The organism is Streptomyces sp. XM4193, from assembly GCF_023072595.1.
Lineage (GTDB): Bacteria > Actinomycetota > Actinomycetes > Streptomycetales > Streptomycetaceae > Streptomyces.
The window spans coordinates 128294-143445 of record NZ_JALLGK010000005.1; the positions used below are offsets into that span (position 1 = coordinate 128294).

Genomic DNA, 15152 nt, shown 5'->3' on the forward strand with positions numbered 1-15152 from the left:
ATACAAGAGGGATCCGAGCAAGGGCAGAGTTCGTCACCGCCTCTCCCACACTCCTCCCGGAGGTACCGTGAGACGTGCACGTACCTGGTTGACGGCCCTGACGGCCGTCCTCGCCCTCCTCGCTCTCGCCCTCGGCGCCGGCCCCAGCGCGACCGCCGCCGACGAGGACCAGAGCACCGCGAAGAACCAGAGCAAACCCGACCGGAGCTCCGTGACCAACGGGCTCAAGGGCGAGTACTGGACCCAGTCCGCCCCCGGCGCCTACGACTTCGACAAGCTCCAGGCCACCGCGTACGACCCGGCGCTGGCCTTCAACGACCTCGCGCCCCGCCTCCAGGAGCGCGCCACCCGCACCGACCACACCACCGCCCGCTGGACCGGCAAGCTCACCCCCGAGGCCGACGGCGAGCACGTGTTCCACCTGGTCGGCGACAACGGCTTCCGCCTCTGGGTCGACGACGAGCTCCTCATCGACCACTGGGTCGGCGACTGGGACAACGAACAGTCCTCCGAGCCCGTCGAGTTGACCGGCGGCGCCACCCACGACCTGAAGGTCGAGTACTTCAACGAGACCGGCGGCTCCCACCTCACCCTCTCCTGGACGCCGCCCGGCGCCGAGAAGGCCAAGGTCCCGGCCTCCGCGCTCAGCCTGCCCGACGACTTCGAGTACGACGGCCCGACCACCGCCGACGTCGGCACCACCGGCCGCACCCTGGAGCTGGACTTCGGGCGTCCGATGGCGGCCCCGCCCGCCGATCTGACCGAGCACCTGAACGCGGTCATCGGTGGCGCGAAGTGGCCGCTCGCGGGCGTGACGCAGGACCCGGAGAACTCCGGACGGCTGCTGGTCACCCTGGAGCAACCCGTCGTCGGCCAGGGCGGATTCGCCGATCTGCGCTACGACGGCGAGGGCGGCCTCGCCGACGCCGAGGGCGAGGAGATCGGCGACTTCTGGACGTCCGGCGACAACAACTCCACGTACCAGCTGCGCACGAAGTGGGCCGACGAGGTCGGTCCCGACAACGCACTGCCCGAGTACCCGCGCCCGCAGCTCAAGCGCGAGCAGTGGCAGAACCTCAACGGCACCTGGCAGTTCTCCGGCGCCGAGGAGGGCGAGGCCCCGCCGATCGGCAAGAAGCGGAAGCTCGACGAGGAGATCCTCGTCCCGTACCCGGTCGAGTCCGAGCTGTCCGGCATCGAGCGGCACGAGGAGCGCATGTGGTACAAGCGCTCGTTCGAGGTGCCCGAGGGCTGGGAGGTCGGCTCCGGCAAGCGGTTGAAGCTGCACTTCGACGCCGTCGACTGGCAGGCCACGGTGCATGTCAACGGCGAGGAGGTCGCCACCCACAAGGGCGGGTACGACCGCTTCAGCGTCGATGTCACCGACGCGCTCAGCGGTGACGGCCCGCAGGAGCTGGTCGTCGGCGTCTACGACCCGACCGACTCCGCCGACGGGGAGAACCCGCCGGTCGGCAAGCAGCGGCTGAAGCCCGAGGGCATCTGGTACACCCCCTCCTCCGGCATCTGGGGAACGGTCTGGATGGAGCCGGTCGCCGAGAACCACACCACCCATGTGAAGACGACGCCCGACATCGACGCCGAGCGGGTCGCCGTACAGGCAAGGGGAGTTGCCGAGGGCACGACCGTGACCGCCGTCGCCCTCGACGGCGACAAGGAGGTCGGCCGCGCCACCGGCACCGGTGACGAGTCCTTCGACGTGGCGGTGCCCGAGCCCCGCCTCTGGTCGCCGGACGACCCGCACCTCTACACCCTGAAGGTGACCGTCGGCGAGGGCGATTCGGCGGACACCGCGGAGAGCTACTTCGGCATGCGCAAGATCACCGTCGAGACGGTCGACGGCGAGAAGCGCACCGTGCTCAACGGCAAGCCCGTGTTCTCCATGGCCACCCTCGACCAGGGCTTCTGGCCCGAGGGCCTGCACACCCCGCCCACCGACGAGGCGCTCGCCTACGACCTCGAGGTGCACAAGCAGCTCGGCTTCAACTCGGTGCGCAAGCACATCAAGGTCGAGTCCGACCGCTGGTTCCACCACGCCGACCGGCTCGGCCTGCTCGTCTGGCAGGACATGCCGTCGATGCGTTCGGACCGGGAGCCCGACGAGGCCGCCCGCGCCCAGTACGAGACCGAGCTCAAGCGCATGATCCAGCAGCACGACAGCTCGCCGTCGGTGATCATGTGGGTCACCTTCAACGAGGGCTGGGGCCAGTACGACCAGGCACGAATCGCCGACTACGCAAAGGAGTTGGACCCCAGCCGCCTCGTCAACAACATGAGCGGCCACAACTGCTGCGGCGCGGTCGACGGCGGCAACGGAGACATCTCCGACGCCCACGGCTATCCGAGCCCACTGCTGCCCGACTCCGACGGCACCAGAGCGCTGGTCACCGGTGAGTACGGCGGTCTCGGCCTGGCCATCCCCGGCCACGCCTGGCCCGTCCGCCACACCTACGTCGGCGTGGAGAAGGACATCTTCACCGAGGAGTACCTGACCAAGCTCGGCGAGGTCGAGCAACTGGCCGCCTGCCGGGCCAGCAGCGGCGCCGTCTACACCCAGATCTCCGATCTGGAGGGCGAGTTGAACGGTCTCCTGACCTACGACCGAAAGGTGCTGAAGGGCGACACGGAGAAGTTGAAGGCGGCGCACGAGGCCCTCATCAAGGGCGCCTCCGAGGGCACCCTCGACTGCACCGACTCCTGATCGACTCCTGATCGCCGGCCGGCCGGCTGCTGATCGCCCGCTGACCGGCTCCCGGCCGGTCACGGGGGAACGCTCCGCGGTGCGGGACCGGACCGAGTGTCCGGGCCCGCACCGCCGCGCCGGGCGGCCGACGCACAGGGACGGCTCGTACCCCGCCCGGGTACGAGCCGTCCGTCGTCGCGCGGGAAGCCGGCGCCGCGCGGGGGCGCCGCCCCGCCGCCTCGTCGGTGCGCGGCTACTCCGCGGGCGGCGGGGGCGGGACGGGAGCGCCGGCCGGCGGCGCGATCCGTACGGCCGTCCCCGTGGCGCTCCGCCCGGCCGACGATCCGGCTCCCGGCACGCCGCCCGACCCGTCGACACGGTCTCCTCCGCCGTCCGGGTCGACGTTCCCGCCCGCGCCGCCGCCCGCGCCCCGTGCTGGGGCGAGCGCGTCGCGGTGCGCGCCGGGGTCCCAGCCGGTGTCGACCACCCTGCGCTGCATCCAGATCGCCGCGCCCAGGATCACCGCTCCCAGCAGCAGCATCAGCACGACGCCACCGACCGTGCCGGCCTTGGCGGCGTACCCGGTGAGCGCGCCGAACCAGCCGAAGTCGGCGTCGCCGAACGTGGTGTTCTCCTTGCCGAAGGCGCCCAGCACCTTCAGCAGCAGGGCGGGCAGCATGGTGATCAGCACACCGTTGAGGAAGGCGCCGAGCACCGCGCCCCGCCGGCCGCCGGTGGCGTTCCCGTAGACGCCGGCGGCGCCGCCGGTGAAGAAGTGCGGCACGAGGCCCGGCAGCACCAGCGCCAGCCCGAACGCCGGCTCGAAGACCCAGGTCAGCAGCGCCAGCGTGAAGAGCCCGCCGGTGAAGCTGGAGAGGAAGCCGACCAACACCGCGTTCTGCGCGTACGGGAAGACGATCGGCGCGTCCAGCGAGGGCACCGCGCCCGGCACCAGCTTGGCCGCGATGCCCTGGAAGGCGGGCACCAGTTCGCCCAGGATCGTCCGGACGCCGAAGAGGATCACCGCGACCGCGATGCCGAACTGGAGGCCCTGCATCACCGACATCATCAGGTAGTTGCCGATGTCGGTCGCCTGCGCGCCGCCCGCCTCGGCGAAGACCGCCAGCGCCTCGGACTCGCCGACCCTGACCAGGTAGACGATCGCCACGGTGAGATAGATGACCAGCATCGAGAGCGCCGTGGCCACCATGGAGTCGCGCAGGAAGCGCAGCCCCTCGGGGAGGTTCATCTCCTCGGTGCTGCGGCTGCGCCTGCCGACCAACTGCCCGGTGGCGCCCGCCAGTACGTACCCCGCGGTGCCGAAGTGGCCGATCGCCACGGTGTTGTTGCCGGTCACGCGCTTGGTCCACGGATGCGCGAAGGCGGGCATCGCGACCAGCATGATCCCCATCAGCACACCGCCGACCACGACCACGATCCACGACTCGTGGCCGGCCGCGGCCAGCACCACCGTGAGCAGCGTCGCCATGAACAGCATGTGGTGCCCGGTGAGGAAGACGTACCGCAGTGGGGTGAAGCGGGCGAGCAGCAGACTGATGCCGAAACCGAGGATCATCAGCCAGGCGACCCGGGCCCCGAACTCGGCCTGGGCGATGCCGACAATCGCCTCGTTGGTCGGGATCACGCCCTGGGCGCCGGTCGCGCCGAGGATCATCTCGCCGAGCGGGGCGAGCGCGTCCACCACGAGTGTGGCGCCCGCGCCGATGAGCAGAAAGCCGAGCGTCGCCTTGATCGCGCCGCCCAGCACCTGCCCGGTGGACTTGCGCAGCGCGATCAGACCGGCTGCGGTGATGAGGCCGATGAGGTAGGCGGGTTCGCTCAGTACCTCGTTGACGATGAATTGTGCGGGTGTGACCAGCCAGTTCAAGAGTGGGGTTCCGTTCTGCTCCGTGGTGTGTGCCCGCCCGTCGCGGTGCGTGGTGCCGACGGGCCGGGAGAGGCGGTGCGGGGGAGAGGCGGTGCGGGGGCCGCACCCGGGAGGCTTCGGCCGCCCGGGGCGAGGTCCGCGTACGACGGCGTACGACGGCGTACGACGGCGTACGCGCGAGCCGGCGGAGCCGGTCCCGTGACCGGCCCCGTTGCCGTCGCCTGGTTCGGTGCCGGTGCCGGGCGCGCTGCCGGTGTGCGCTACACGTCGTAGGTGTCGCGGAGCACGGCGTCGACCTCGCGGGTGCTGGTGAAGTCCTCCACGACCTTCACCGGTACGCCGAGGTCGCCGAGCGCACGGGCGATCTCGCCCGAGGTGTAGAGGGCGACCGCTTCCGACGCCTTGCCGCGCGCCGAAATGGTGTCCGTGGCCTCGACGTTGACGTACGGGCTCCAGCCCCAACGGTCGAGGACCTGCTCCAGGGTGTTCTTCAGGAAGAGGCTGGTGCCGACGCCGTTGCCGCAGACCGTGAGGATCTTGTGCACCCCGGCGGGCGCCTGCTGCGCGGAGGGCCGCGCCCCGCCCCCGTCCGCCGGACGGGCGCCGCCGTCGGCCGAACCCCCGTACCCGGCGGGGCCCTCGGCGACCGGGCCGGTCGGCACCGCACCACGATCCGCACCGGACGCCGTGCGGTCCGCGGCCGGTCCCGAGTGCGCCGCGCTCCCGGGGCGGTCCGCCCCCTCCTGTCCGCTCAGCAGCGCGTGCAGTTCCCGGGGCGTACGGGCCGCGCGCAGCTGTGCGGCGCGCCCCTCGTCGGCGAGCAGACGGGCCAGACTGCCCATCGCGGCGGTGTGTTCGGACGCGTCCCGGGCCGCCAGTGCGACGACCAGTTCCACCGGATCATTCGATTCGTGGCCGAACTCCACCGGCTCGTCCAGCCGTACCCACGACATCCCCGTCCGGAGCACGGCGGGGGAGGGGCGGGCGTGTGCGAAGGCGAATCCGGGTGCGATGACGATGTACGGGCCGTTCTCCTCGACGTTGCGGATCATCTCCGCGGTGTACTCGTCGGTGCTCGTACCCGTCAGCGTCAGCAGCTCGCCCGCCGACTGAACGGCATCGCGCCAGTCCCGGGACGAAACCCCGAGGCGTACGGCCTCGACCGGAAGAATCTCACTGAGTGTCACCATCCCCCGATGGTGGCACGCGCCGGTCGCCCGGGCCCAGAGGTGCCACCGGGTGCAACGGGGTGCGGGGAGTGGCCCCGAGGTGTTCCCGGCCGCTAAGAAGCGACGATCCCTCGGCGGTGCGTCGGGCGGCCGTGTCCCATCCACAATGGGCGACACAAGCGCCAACTCGGCCATTTCGTACCCGCGTTGAAACTCTGTCCTGCCCTTGTCAGCTGCTTGTCGCAGTCCACATAATCCAAGGGCGCGTCGGAGACCCGCCCCATCGGGTTTCCGGTCACGTCGTGTCCTTTTCTTTCCGGATTGGCATGAGCGTGACATTTGCGTGCAACCCCCCACGAGAGGAATGCAAGTGGCCAAGACCCGGAAGTACCTCAAGAGAACTGTCGCCGTCAGCGCTGCCGCCCTGGCGGCTTTCGCGCTTCAGCCCGCCGCCTCCGCGGGTGCGGCCGAGGCCCCGGCCGACAAGGGTGGAGTCGACACCAAGATCGTCGGCGGCACCCCCGCCGAAGAGGGCGAATACCCCTTCATGGTGCGCCTGTCCATGGGCTGCGGCGGCTCCATCTACGCCCCGGACCTGATCCTGACCGCCGCGCACTGCGTCGACGGCAGCGGCCCGGACGACTCCATCACCGTCACCGCCGGTGTCAACGACCTGAACGACTCGAACGCCATCACGGCGAAGTCGACCGAGGTCACCGTCGCCCCCGGCTACAACGGCCAGGGCAAGGACTGGGCCCTCATCAAGATCGACAAGGAGCTCGACCTTCCGACGCTGAACATCGCGCAGGACGACAGCTTCAACGAGGGTGACTTCGAGATCGCCGGTTGGGGCGCCGACAGCGAGGGCGGCAGCCAGCAGCAGAAGCTGCTGAAGGCTACCGTTCCGTTCGTCGACGACGCCACCTGCGGCTCGGCCTACGGCAGCAGCTTCATCCCCGAGGAAGAGATCTGCGCCGGCCTGGTCGGCGAGGGCGGCGTGGACGCCTGCCAGGGCGACTCCGGTGGCCCGATGTTCCGCAAGGACGACAATGACGCCTGGGTCCAGGTCGGCATCGTCAGCTGGGGCCAGGGCTGCGCCCGCCCGGACTACCCCGGTGTCTACACCGAGGTGGGAGCCTTCGCCGGTGACATCGAGGAAGCCGCCGCCGGTCTCAGCTCCTGAACCGTGGTGACCCGCTGACCCCGTCAGCACCGCACCGAGAGGGTCCCGTGTCCGCCTACCCGGCCGACACGGGACCCTTCGCGTTCCCGCCGCCCGGAGCCGCGCCTCCGCCGGTGCGCAACTGCCGGTAGCCTCGGCGGGATCACGACCCGAGGACGGGCACATGCACCCCGATGTCGAGCGCATCCTGCACCACGAGTGCGACACACCGAACGCGGACGAACGCCGTCGCATCCACGCCGAACTCCCCGAACGCGTACGGGCGCTCGCCGACGAGACCATGCTGTGGGAGCTGATGAGCGCCTACAACTGGGACGACGGTTTCGCCGTGCCACTGGCCGTGGTGCGACATCCCCGCTGCGACCGCGCACTGGCGCTGCGGATGTTCTGGGAGCTCGACGACGCCGCCCGCATTCACCATGCCGACGAACAGCACGCCCTCCGCGAGCAGTACGCCACCGAAGCCGCCCACAGTCCGCAGGAGTTCGAGCACCTCCTCGCCTACTGCACCACCCTGGTGGAGCGCCTGCGCGACGGCTCCTTCCCGCTCGGTGCCAACTCCTGTGACACCGGCTTCTTCGGCCTGGACGACCCGGCACTCGGCCCGCACGCGGACGAGGGTTCCGGCGCGAGCCCCGGACCCGACCTCGGTCTCGAACTCACCCCGAGTGCCCGCCGGTTGCGAGTCGCCCGCACCAGGGCCGCCCGCCGCGAGTACGAGGACGCGTTCCTCCTCCCGGTCGTCGGCACGGCAGAAACGCCGACCGCCAACTGAACCGGGCCGGCGCCGGCCGCCTTCGGACCAGGACCACGGGCCCGGGACTACCGGCCGCGACCACGGGCCGGCCGAAGACCAACCGAGGCCGCACGCACGGACGTTGACCACGCACCGAGGTCAACCACCCACGCAGGTTCAGCGCACAGGGACGTGTCTGCCGCGCGCTCGCTCAGCCGCGCGACCCCCGCCCGTGTCGGCGAGGCGGCTACGACGGGTCCGCCTCGCTCCGCGGTGTGACGGGGCAGTCGGGCGGCGCATCCGCCGCGATGCTCGCGAGGACGTTCCGCAGCACCTGCCCGTCGATCCGGTTGGCCGGCCCGGGTCTCTCACCGGCCGCGCACTCGTGGACGGAGTGGTCCAGCCCCTCGACCAGATCGAGCGTCCTCCGAAGGCTTTCGGCGACCGAGGCGCCGTCGTTGCCGAACAGCTCCAGCTCGACCAGCGGCTCCTCGGCACCGACGCGCTCGCGAACCTCCGCGATCCCCAGCCCGAGCAGCCGGTGCAGGGCGAACAGCCCCCGCAGGTCGGGTACTTGGCGCAGCACGATGCACGCCCGTACCGCACCCGCGTCCACGCCCGGCCGGTGCTCCATCCGTGCTCTCCTCGTCCTCAGAGTGCCGCCGAGCCTCTGGTGCCTCGACTCAGTCCCAGACCAGCGACAGTACGCGGTGCCCCGCAGGCACCTCCGGCATCCCGCAGAAGTCCTCGAGCGGGTAGACCAGGCCCTCGAACACGCCCTCCGACATGAGGAGTTCGACGTCGAGGCGCGCGTCGACCTGCTCCTCGGCGAGGGCGGTGCATATCGCCACCCCCTCGGCCGAGAGCTCGCCGCCTCCGCTCCAGAACATTTCCTCGTGCGGCTGCACCCGTATCCAGGCGACCGCCGGGTCCTCGGAGAGCGACCGCAGCCGGCTCCCGATCTCCGCCAACTCCGGTCTCCCGAAGCCGTACTGGTTCGGCGCGATGGACTCCTCGGCGTCGTTTCCCCGGAAGAACTCCTCGACGGTCAGCAGCGGGTACCGCTCGCCGCCCGCCGTGAAACGCGCCCGCACCTCGTCAACTCCGATCACGCCCCGAACGCTAGCGCGACCCACTGACAACCGTCCCCGGTGCGTTCCTCGGGCCGACCCACGACCCCGGACGGCCCGTCGCTCGTCTACCGGCGGCCCCGGAGCGATCCGGCGGCCGGGTCGGGACGTTCCCGAGGCGGGCACATCCCGACCCGGCGGTGACGCGGCCGGGTCGGGTGGCGGTACGGGATCAGTCGCGCTGCACGCCGCGCGGCAGCAGCCGCAGCTCGAGCGGCGAGGCGGTCTTCTGCTTGAACGCCCAGTCGAGCATCCGCGTCGCGTCCCGGTAGCGGTCCTTGCCGTTGAGCACCACGCCCACCACGGTCCGCTGCCCGCGGGTCGCCGCGAACACCAGGCACGGGCCCGCCTTGCTGCCGGTGCCGGTCTTCACGCCGACGACCCCGTCGTACGCGCCGAGCAGCTGGTTGGTGTTGTACCAGGTGTACGTGCGCCCGTTGGTCGCCTTCTGGCTCGTACGGGTCGCGCCGGTGACCTTCCGCAGGTTCTTGCTGCCGAGCGCGTAACGCGTCAGCTTCGCCAGGTCCTGCGGCGTGGAGTAATTGTTGCCGGACTTCGAGATCCCGTCGAAGGAGTCGAACTTGGTGTCGCGCATGCCCAGTTCGGTGGCCTTGCGGTTCATCTGCGCGATGAAGGACTTGGTGCGCGCACCCCGGCTGCTGCCCTTGCCGAAGGTGTCCGCCAACGCGTACGCCGCGTCGCAGCCCGAGGGGAGCATCAGCCCGTACAGCAGCTGGCGCGCGGTGAGCTTGTCGCCCGTCCGCAGATCCGCCGTGCTGGCGCCCCATTTGGCGACATAGTCCCGGTGCTCCTTGCGAATGGTGATCCGGCGGCCCAGATCCACGCCCTTGGTGGTCACCACGACCACCGCCGTCATGATCTTGGTGGTGCTCGCCATCTCCCGCTTGGCGCCCGCGCCCTTGCCCCACAGTGCGCGGTTCGCCGTCCCGTCCAGCAGGAACGCCCCGCTCGCGGTGACCCCCGAGGGCCCGCTCTGCTGCGCCGCGCGCTCAAGTCCGTTCGCGCGCAGGGGAGTTGCCTCCTGCGCCTGCGCCGGCCCCTGCGCGTACGCCGGCAGCGCTCCGGACGCGACGACGGAGCCGGCTGTCAGCGCCACCGCCCCCACACGGCGCGAACCGGTACCAAGAAGTCTCACGAATCCTCCGTCGTCCCACGTCAACGCCCTTGCGGCGCCGACCCGTCCGAAGCAACGCGGCCGGCGCCGGGCCGACGGCACGACATCCCGTCGCGGCCCGGCTCGACCACCCGCACGGACCAACGGCCCGCCCGCTGCGCCCAGTACGACGTCCCCGGACCGGTGATGGATGTACCGGTTCACCCGCACGAGCGACCCCGTTCGCACAGCTCTCCGGTGCCGGCCCCATCGCTGCTCGCCGCCGAATCGCTCGGGCCCCGCCGCTCACGAACCCGTCCGATGCCCCGAGCGCCCGCCTCACCGGCCGAGCAGTTGCCTCAAATACCGCGTCTGCTCTGCCTGTTGAGTTCCGCGACCAGCGCGCTCAGCACTTCGGTCCGGCTCATCGGCCGCAGCTCGCGAGGCTCCGCGTCCCACTCACGACCACCGCCGAGCGGGCGCAGCTGGACGTACGGGCCCTCGCGACCCATGACCCGCCCCACACGTTCGCGGGCGAGGTCGCGCACGACCTCGCCGACGACGGCCACGTCACTGCAGAGCGGGCAGATGACGACGCCCCGGTGGTCGTCGCGGGCGGTGCTCTCGCGGTCCGGTGAGGGCCGGTCGGTACGGGACGTGCGGGCGGTACCGGATACGGGGTCGTTGCGGGATGTGCCGGACGGCCCGCCGACGGGTGAGACGTGGTCGGTCATCGGGCGGCGCCCCGGGTGATCACCTCTGCGAGTGCGCGGGCCACGGGCGCGGCGCAGACGCCGAGCTGTACGAGCGCGTACGGGGGCTCGCCCGAGCGCCCGTCCAGCCACGGCGCGCGGACGTCCATCGCGGGCAGTTGGATGCCCGCCGCGGTGAGGGCGGCGGCGAGGGCGTCCCGCGCGTTCATGGCTTCGTGGACCTTGGCGGACGGTCGTGTCGGGTGGGGTACAGGGCTCGGGTCGCTGCCTGCCGGTGGCCGGTGGGGGAGGCCGGGAGTGGTGGTCATGAGAATCCTTTGCCAATGGGTTCCGCTGTTCTCCTGCGCCGCGCTGCGCAGGTCGAACTACGCTGCGTAGTGCGGGCGTTACGAGAATGCGTCCCGGGTGACCGGCCTGTGGTGTGGGACGGGGCGTGCTGCCGCGCCGCACCGTGCCGGTTCCACGAATTCCACATCGACAGCTGTGCCATTGACCGTGCGACCAGCTCAGAGGGGAAGCGGTATGTCGCAACGACGCGTCATCACCGGCCGCAGCCAGGAACCGCGACAGCGGTTCGCGGAGGAACTGCGCAGACTCCGTACCGCCCACGGAGTCAGCCTGCGCAGACTCGGCGAACGCCTGGGCTGGGACTGGTCACTCTTCGGAAAGATGGAGAAGGGCGAGACGCTGGGCAGCCCGGAGGTCGTCCAGGCACTCGACACCTACTACGAGACGCCCGGACTCCTGCTCGCGCTCTGGGAGTTGGCGGCGGGCGACCACACGCAGTTCCGCGAGCGCTACCGGCGCTACATGTCCCTCGAAGCCGAGGCGACGAGTCTGTGGCACTTCGCGGTCAGCGTGCTGCCGGGCCTGTTGCAGACGCCCGGCTACGCGCGCGAAGTGCTGGCGGCGGGCGGCCTGAAGGGCAAGGAACTGGACCAGCAGGTCGAAGCGCGCATGGGGCGCCGCGAGCTGCTGGAGGCCGAGAACGCGCCCCCGTTCCGCACGATCCTCGCGGAGGCGGTACTCCGCACACCACTGCGGGACGCGGCGGAGTGGCGCGAACAACTGGAACACCTGTCGAAGATCGCCCAGCGCCCTGGTGTGACGATGCAGGTGCTCCCGCAAAGCGCAGGGATGCATGGGCTGGACAGCACCGCGCTGATGTTTCTACGGCTTTCTGGCGGACGCACGGTCGCTCACACGGAGAACGCGCACCGTGGCGAACTGATTGAGGCAGACACTCCGGTCGAACGACTCCAGCGCGCGTACGATTCGATGCGCGACTTGGCGCTGTCTCCGGTCGAGTCTCTGAGGTTCGTCCTGGCTGTTTTGGAGGAAGCATCGTGCGACGCGTCGATCTGAAGGCCGTTTCCTGGCGCAAGAGTTCCTACAGCAATTCGGACGGTGGTGAGTGTGTCGAGGTCTCCGACGATTTCGCCGCTGTCGTTCCTGTCCGTGACAGCAAGGTGTCGGACGGTCCGGTGCTGGTGTTCCCGGCCAGCGGCTGGGCCTGCTTCGTCACGTCCCTCAAGAGCGAGTAGCCGCCGACCTGCTCAGACATGCATCGCTGTACTTGTCCCGCACTACGCGATTCGGCGCTGAACAGAGCCGAATCGCTGAAGCTCATTCCGAGAGTCTTGGAGGAAGCATCGTGCGACGCGTCGATCTGAAGGCCGTTTCCTGGCGCAAGAGTTCCTACAGCAACCCCGACGGTGGTGAGTGTGTCGAGGTCTCCGACGACTTCGCCGCTGTCGTTCCTGTCCGTGACAGCAAGGTGCCGCATGGTCCGGTGCTGGTGTTCCCGGCGAGCGACTGGGAGTGCTTCGTCACGTCCCTCAAGGGCGAGTAGTCGCCGACCTGCTCCGCACGTTGGCCCCCGTCGATGCATCCATCGACGGGGGCCGACGCGTCCTCCGGCCGCCCCGCACCACCGCCTCGCCGATCCTCGGCTCCCGTCCCGAACCGCCGCTCGGCTCAATCGGGTTCGGACGCACCGCAGGGCTGCCGGGCGTCGGCTGTGGTGCGTGACAACTGGACTGAGCCTCAGGTGAGTTGGCGCAGCAGTCGAACGAACTGGCGCAGTTCCTCCGCGTACTGTGCGGGCAGCGGATCGGGGTCGAAGTGGGCGATCCGGTTGCGGATGTCGCGCACACGGTCCAGCTGGTGGACGAACTGGTTGCGGCTCACCGCCCAGCCCAGAGTCGCCCAGTTCTCGGCTGCCTTTGTGCAGAGCGCAGGGTCTTGCTGCGCCGTGTGCAACAGCTTCACGTAGCTGTTGCGCATCGAGAGTCGAATGGTCAACTGAGCATTGAAGCAACGGATCTGACAAGGCGTCTGCTGTTCGCGGCAAGTGCTCTGCTGTGCGCGCGAGTTGTCGAGAGCGTGCGGGCGCACGCGTCAGGACACGGACGGTGGCGAGGGCTTCCGACTCGTCGGCCGGGACTGCCTGGGGAGCTTGGCTTCCTGGGTGTGGCCCTCCGCGTAGGCGCGGGCCTGGAGGGCGTAGAGCTGGGCGAAGTGCCCGTCAGGAGTGGCGAGCAGTTCGTCGGGAGTGCCGGTCTCGATCAGACGGCCCTTGTCCAGGACGTGGACGAGGTCGGCGCTGCGTACGGAGGCGAGCCGGTGGGTGATCAGGATGACCGTCTGTCCGGCGTCGGCGAGAGCGCGGACCTGCTCGAAGACGCGCTGTTCCGCGCGGGCGTCCAGGGCGGCGGTGGGCTCGTCGACGATCAGGATCTCGGCGCCGCGGTGGTAGGCGCGGGTGATGCCGAGGCGTTGCCACTGGCCGCCGGAGAGCTGGTGTCCGCCGGAGAATCCGCGGGCCAACAGGGTGTCCCATCCCCGTGGGAGCCCGTCCACGATCTCGGTGGCGTCCGCCCGCTGTGCGGCGTGCGCGAGAGCCTCGTCCGTGCTCGGCCTGTCCGGCCGACCCACCGCCACGTTGGCGCGCGCGGTGAACGGCCACCGCTCGAAGTCCTGCGCGACGATGCCGACCCGGTCGAAGAGTTCGGCGCGATCGGCCTGTGCGGCATCGACCTCGTCCCAGCTGATCCGCCCGCTCTGCGGTGTGTAGAGACCGGCGAGGAGCTTGACGAGGGTGGTCTTCCCCGATCCGTTCTCGCCGACCAGCGCGACGATGCCGCCCATCGGCACGCTGAGGGTCACTCCGTCCAGCGCCGGGTCAGCCTCCCCGCCGGGGTAGGCGAAGACGACCTCCCGGAAGTGGATGGCGCGCGGCCGGACCGGCAGAGCCGAACCGCCCACCGGAATGGCCCTCTTGGTCGCCTCCCTGCCCAGTTCGTCGAGGTCCGCGACGAACAGGGACTCCTCCTGCAACGTGTTGACCTGCGAGACAAGCGTGTCCAGGCTGGAGGAGCCGGTACGGATGGCGATCACCGCGGTGCCGGCGACCGAGAGCGCCATCACGCCCGTCCACAGCAGCCACCCCAGCGCGAGATAGGTGAGTACGGTCGCCAGCCCGGTGAGCCCGGCGGCGACCAGACCGGTGAACGCCGCGCCCTTCGCCAACCGCGTCTGCTCGCGTTCGGCGTCCTGCGACATGGCGCGGAAGTGGTTCAGGAGGAACGGACCGATCCCGTGCACCCGTACCTCCGCCGCTGCACCGGGTGAGGTGAGGAGCTGGGAGAGCACGCGAGAGGCCCGCAGATGCTGCACCCACCGGTGGAACGATGCGTAGCGACGCCGTGCGATGACCAGGGCGCTCCACGCTCCCGGCACCGTCATCAGCAACAGAAGCGGCAGCAGCACCGGGTGGAGCACGGTCAGCACGCCCGCGACTGCCAGCAGCGACAGCAGCGCGCCGATGACCTGGGTCGAGGTTGCCACCATTCGCCGGGCCGAACCCGCCCCGTACTGGGCGGAGTCCAGCAGTCGGTGGAAGTCGTCGCTCTCGATGGCCGTCAGCTCCACGCGTGCCGCGTGGCCGAGGAAGCGTTCCGACGCCACCCGTTCGACCTTCGGCTGCAACCGCCCTGTCGCGGCTGTGGAGACCGCCCGCAGTACGGCCCCGACCAGCCCGGCCCCCGCCAACAGCAGCAGTACGGGCAGCGTTTGGCGCAACCGTTCGGTGAGCTCGCCCGAGGCGAGCAGCGTCGCCAGCACGCTGTTGGTGGCCACCAGCGCGACTGCCTGCGCGGCACCGCGTCCCAACTCGGCCCCCAGCACCTGCCGGGCCGCCGAGCGGTCCGCGGCCCAGGCCAGCCGGGCGGTGCTCGCGAGCAGTCCCGGCAGGCGCAGCACGATCTGCCACAGGCTCAGCCGGTAGGCCCCGGTCTCGTGTCGCGCGAATCCGCCGGCGTAGACCAACTCGCTGCCCCACAGGAAGCGTTGGGACTCCGAGAGCGGCGCGCCCTCCTCGGCGCCGCCACCGCTCCACTTCCGCCATCGGCCCATCGCCAACCGCCCCCTGTCCGAGTCGCCGTTTCCAGACCTCGTTCAGAACAGTCAACTGTCGACCCGCGCCCCCGGTGACGCCCGAAACAGGCCACGCCGGAG

The 15152-nt window shown here is 70.5% G+C and carries 15 protein-coding genes; 6 read left to right on the top strand and 9 right to left on the bottom strand.

Annotation, left to right across the window (positions count from 1 at the left end):
- Nucleotides 1-67: 67 nt before the first annotated feature.
- Nucleotides 68-2719 carry a PA14 domain-containing protein gene (locus MTQ01_RS15795; RefSeq protein WP_247490905.1) on the top strand — a complete coding sequence of 884 codons (2652 nt, stop codon included), beginning with the start codon at nt 68-70 and terminating at the stop codon, nt 2717-2719.
- A gap of 235 nt (nt 2720-2954) precedes the next feature.
- On the opposite strand, the gene MTQ01_RS15800 is transcribed toward MTQ01_RS15795, so the two are convergent.
- Together MTQ01_RS15800 and MTQ01_RS15805 are read right to left on the bottom strand one after the other, a co-directional pair.
- Nucleotides 2955-4589, bottom strand: a complete 1635-nt coding sequence (locus MTQ01_RS15800) for a PTS ascorbate transporter subunit IIC (protein ID WP_247490907.1) — start codon at nt 4587-4589, stop codon at nt 2955-2957.
- Between the two features lie 260 nt (nt 4590-4849).
- Complete coding sequence (locus tag MTQ01_RS15805; protein WP_247490909.1) at nt 4850-5779, bottom strand: PTS sugar transporter subunit IIA; 930 nt, start codon at nt 5777-5779, stop codon at nt 4850-4852.
- Between the two features lie 343 nt (nt 5780-6122).
- On the opposite strand from MTQ01_RS15805, the gene MTQ01_RS15810 reads away from it, so the two are divergent.
- A complete protein-coding gene (locus MTQ01_RS15810) occupies nt 6123-6941 on the top strand; it encodes a trypsin-like serine protease (RefSeq protein ID WP_374207762.1) in 819 nt (272 codons plus the stop codon).
- Nucleotides 6942-7104: 163 nt separating this feature from the next.
- Nucleotides 7105-7716, top strand: a complete 612-nt coding sequence (locus MTQ01_RS15815; RefSeq protein ID WP_247490913.1) for a DUF4274 domain-containing protein — start codon at nt 7105-7107, stop codon at nt 7714-7716.
- Nucleotides 7717-7924: 208 nt separating this feature from the next.
- Here the strand turns inward: MTQ01_RS15815 and MTQ01_RS15820 are convergent, their stop codons facing one another.
- The 5 genes from MTQ01_RS15820 to MTQ01_RS15840 all read right to left on the bottom strand — a co-directional run bounded on the left by MTQ01_RS15820 (nt 7925) and on the right by MTQ01_RS15840 (nt 10942).
- Nucleotides 7925-8311, bottom strand: a complete 387-nt coding sequence (locus tag MTQ01_RS15820) for a hypothetical protein (RefSeq protein ID WP_247490914.1) — start codon at nt 8309-8311, stop codon at nt 7925-7927.
- Between the two features lie 49 nt (nt 8312-8360).
- Nucleotides 8361-8789, bottom strand: a complete 429-nt coding sequence (locus MTQ01_RS15825; RefSeq protein ID WP_247490916.1) for a hypothetical protein — start codon at nt 8787-8789, stop codon at nt 8361-8363.
- A gap of 190 nt (nt 8790-8979) precedes the next feature.
- On the bottom strand, nt 8980-9963 hold the full coding sequence (locus tag MTQ01_RS15830; RefSeq protein WP_247490918.1) for a serine hydrolase: 984 nt from the start codon (nt 9961-9963) through the stop codon (nt 8980-8982).
- 317 nt (nt 9964-10280) lie between these two features.
- A complete protein-coding gene (locus MTQ01_RS15835) occupies nt 10281-10655 on the bottom strand; it encodes a hypothetical protein (protein ID WP_247491320.1) in 375 nt (124 codons plus the stop codon).
- On the bottom strand, nt 10652-10942 hold the full coding sequence (locus MTQ01_RS15840) for a hypothetical protein (RefSeq protein WP_247490920.1): 291 nt from the start codon (nt 10940-10942) through the stop codon (nt 10652-10654). The genes MTQ01_RS15835 and MTQ01_RS15840 overlap by 4 nt, the downstream gene beginning before the upstream one ends.
- Nucleotides 10943-11156: 214 nt before the next feature.
- Here MTQ01_RS15840 and MTQ01_RS15845 point away from each other — a divergent pair, with 214 nt between their 5' ends.
- The 3 genes from MTQ01_RS15845 (at nt 11157) to MTQ01_RS15855 (ending at nt 12486) form a co-directional block, all read left to right on the top strand.
- Nucleotides 11157-11999 (top strand): helix-turn-helix transcriptional regulator, encoded by an 843-nt coding sequence (locus tag MTQ01_RS15845; protein WP_247490922.1) that lies wholly within the window; start codon nt 11157-11159, stop codon nt 11997-11999.
- Nucleotides 11981-12178 carry a DUF397 domain-containing protein gene (locus tag MTQ01_RS15850; protein WP_247490924.1) on the top strand — a complete coding sequence of 66 codons (198 nt, stop codon included), beginning with the start codon at nt 11981-11983 and terminating at the stop codon, nt 12176-12178. The genes MTQ01_RS15845 and MTQ01_RS15850 overlap by 19 nt, the downstream gene beginning before the upstream one ends.
- A 110-nt stretch (nt 12179-12288) precedes the next feature.
- On the top strand, nt 12289-12486 hold the full coding sequence (locus MTQ01_RS15855; protein ID WP_247490926.1) for a DUF397 domain-containing protein: 198 nt from the start codon (nt 12289-12291) through the stop codon (nt 12484-12486).
- Nucleotides 12487-12680: 194 nt separating this feature from the next.
- Here the strand turns inward: MTQ01_RS15855 and MTQ01_RS15860 are convergent, their stop codons facing one another.
- On the bottom strand, nt 12681-12938 hold the full coding sequence (locus MTQ01_RS15860) for a hypothetical protein (RefSeq protein ID WP_247490929.1): 258 nt from the start codon (nt 12936-12938) through the stop codon (nt 12681-12683).
- Nucleotides 12939-13034: 96 nt separating this feature from the next.
- Nucleotides 13035-15050 (bottom strand): ABC transporter ATP-binding protein, encoded by a 2016-nt coding sequence (locus tag MTQ01_RS15865; protein ID WP_247490931.1) that lies wholly within the window; start codon nt 15048-15050, stop codon nt 13035-13037.
- Nucleotides 15051-15152: the final 102 nt, after the last annotated feature.